Below are 3,267 nucleotides of genomic sequence, written 5' to 3'. Positions count from 1 at the left end.
GCAGACCTGGCAGCGACCGACTCTCCCGCGTCTTAAGACGAAGTACCATAGGCGCAGGGGCGTTTCACGGCCGTGTTCGGAATGGGAACGGGTGCAGCCGCCCCGCCATAACCACCAGGTCAGCGAAGCGCAACAATTGAGAAGCTGGTGAGGCCTGTTAGGCCTCGTTTTGTCTTGAACACGTCTTTCTCTTCCCGTCTGTGCGGATGCGTGTGGCACCCATACAGGCCAGAGGCCGTCGCCGGCAGTCCGGCGGGCCGTCCGCAGCGCGTTAGCGCGTCAGGACAAGAGATGATGCATCATCGAAGCGCCCTTGGCGCTTTGATGAGCATTATCAATGAGAACAATTAAGCCGATCGAGCTATTAGTAACGGTAAGCTTCACACATTGCTGCGCTTCCACACCCGTCCTATCAACGTGGTCGTCTTCCACGGCTCTGATAGGGAATACTCGTTTTCAGGTTGGTTTCCCGCTTAGATGCCTTCAGCGGTTATCCATTCCATATGTAGCTACCCTGCTATGCCGTTGGCACGACAACAGGTCCACCAGAGATATGTCCATCCCGGTCCTCTCGTACTAGGGACAGATCCTGTCAATATTCCTACACCCACGGCAGATAGGGACCGAACTGTCTCACGACGTTCTGAACCCAGCTCACGTACCGCTTTAATTGGCGAACAGCCAAACCCTTGGGACCTGCTCCAGCCCCAGGATGCGATGAGCCGACATCGAGGTGCCAAACAACCCCGTCGATATGGACTCTTGGGGGTCATCAGCCTGTTATCCCCGGCGTACCTTTTATCCGTTGAGCGATGGCCCTTCCACGCGGGACCACCGGATCACTATGACCGACTTTCGTCTCTGCTCGACTTGTCAGTCTCGCAGTCAGGCGGGCTTATGCCATTGCACTCGACGACCGATTTCCGACCGGTCTGAGCCCACCATCGCGCGCCTCCGTTACTCTTTCGGAGGCGACCGCCCCAGTCAAACTACCCACCATACACTGTCCCGGATCCGGATAACGGACCGCGGTTAGACATCCATGACGATAAGGGTGGTATTTCAAGGATGGCTCCACGGAAACTGGCGTCCCCGCTTCAAAGCCTACCACCTATCCTACACATGCCGACACGAATGCCAGTGTAAAGCTATAGTAAAGGTGCACGGGGTCTTTCCGTCTGACCGCAGGAACCCCGCATCTTCACGGGGAATTCAATTTCACTGAGTCTATGTTGGAGACAGCGGGGAAGTCGTTACGCCATTCGTGCAGGTCGGAACTTACCCGACAAGGAATTTCGCTACCTTAGGACCGTTATAGTTACGGCCGCCGTTTACTGGGGCTTCAGTTCAAAGCTTGCACCTCTCCCTTTAACCTTCCAGCACCGGGCAGGCGTCAGACCCTATACGTCGTCTTGCGACTTCGCAGAGCCCTGTGTTTTTGATAAACAGTCGCTACCCCCTGGTCTGTGCCACCCCATCTCAGTTGCCTAAAATGGGGTCACGCTTCTTCCGAAGTTACGCGTGCAATTTGCCGAGTTCCTTCAACATAGTTCTCTCAAGCGCCTTGGTATACTCTACCTGACCACCTGTGTCGGTTTCGGGTACGGTCTATAATGATGGAGCTATTTCCTGGAACCGCTTCCCTGCACCCACAATCCAATAAGTGAATACAAGTTACGCAATCCGTCACTACCACCAGGCCCACGAATATTAACGTGGTTCCCATCGACTACGCGTTTCCGCCTCGCCTTAGGGGCCGGCTAACCCTGCTCAGATTAACTTTAAGCAGGAACCCTTGGTCTTTCGGCGAGAGGGTCTCTCACCCTCTTTATCGTTACTCATGTCAACATTCGCACTTCCGATACCTCCAGGATGTCTCACGACTGTCCCTTCACAGGCTTACGGAACGCTCCGCTACCACGTGCATTACTGCACATCCTCAGCTTCGGTGCATGGCTTCAGCCCCGTTACATTTTCGGCGCAAAGACCCTTATTTAGACCAGTGAGCTGTTACGCTTTCTTTAAATGATGGCTGCTTCTAAGCCAACATCCTGGTTGTTTTGGGATCCTCACATCCTTTCCCACTTAGCCATGACTTGGGGACCTTAGCTGGAGGTTAGGGTTGTTGCCCTTTTCACGACGGACGTTAGCACCCGCCGTGTGTCTGCCTGATAGTACTCCCGGGTATTCGGAGTTTGGTTAGGATCAGTAAGACGGTGAGTCCCCATAGCCCATCCAGTGCTCTACCCCCCGGGGTATTCGTCAGACGCTCTACCTAAATAGATTTCGCGGAGAACCAGCTATTTCCGAGTTTGATTGGCCTTTCACCCCTAACCACAAGTCATCCCAATCTATTGCAACAGATGCGGGTTCGGTCCTCCAGTTGGTGTTACCCAACCTTCAACCTGCTCATGGCTAGATCACTCGGTTTCGGGTCTAATGCAACAAACTAAATCGCCCTATTCAGACTCGCTTTCGCTTCGCCTACACCTACCGGCTTAAGCTTGCTTGTTACACTAAGTCGTTGACCCATTATACAAAAGGTACGCCGTCACCCTTGCGGGCTCCGACTGTTTGTAGGCATCCGGTTTCAGGTTCTATTTCACTCCCCTTGTCGGGGTGCTTTTCACCTTTCCCTCACGGTACTTGTTCGCTATCGGTCATGCACGAGTACTTAGGCTTGGATAGTGGTCTACCCACGTTCAGACAGGGTTTCACGTGCCCCGCCCTACTCTAGGACAATGAGTGTTCTACGCCTACGGGGCTATCACCCGCTACGGCCGACCTTTCCAAGTCGTTCGGCTTTATTCCTCATTGCCACTGGCCTGGTCCGCGTTCGCTCGCCACTACTTGCGGAGTCTCGGTTGATGTCCTTTCCTTCGGGTACTTAGATGTTTCAGTTCCCCGAGTTCGCTTCTAACCCCCTATTTTATTCAAGGGTTGATACCTTATCACAATGCTTGGAAACCTTTCAGGTTTCTAACGCCGGACGACCGGCGACGCGCTCCGCGCTGTAGAGGAAGTTCCCATACAGGCCAGAGGCCGTCGGCGATCGTTCGCCGTAACGTCGGACCAAAGGTCCGACAACCAGAAAGATTTTCCAAGCATCTAAGGTGGGTTTCCCCATTCGGATATCCATGGATCAAAGCTTATTCGCAGCTCCCCACGGCTTTTCGCAGCGTATCACGTCCTTCATCGCCTGTGCATGCCAAGGCATCCACCAAATGCCCTTACGACACTTAATCGTTCTCATTGCCAATGCTCATC

2 rRNA genes are annotated in these 3,267 nt (G+C 53.8%); both read right to left on the bottom strand.

Annotation, left to right across the window (positions count from 1 at the left end):
* Positions 1-4 precede the first annotated feature (4 nt).
* Positions 5-119: ribosomal RNA gene (gene rrf, locus GGQ67_RS24950) — 5S ribosomal RNA — on the bottom strand.
* A 224-nt stretch (positions 120-343) separates the two neighbouring features.
* Positions 344-3,245 (bottom strand): 23S ribosomal RNA (locus GGQ67_RS24945).
* Positions 3,246-3,267 lie beyond the last annotated feature (22 nt).

The sequence above is a fragment of the Rhizobium metallidurans genome (assembly GCF_014196505.1).
In the GTDB taxonomy this organism is placed as follows: domain Bacteria; phylum Pseudomonadota; class Alphaproteobacteria; order Rhizobiales; family Rhizobiaceae; genus Rhizobium; species Rhizobium metallidurans.
This window is presented reverse-complemented; position numbering and strand designations above follow the sequence as displayed.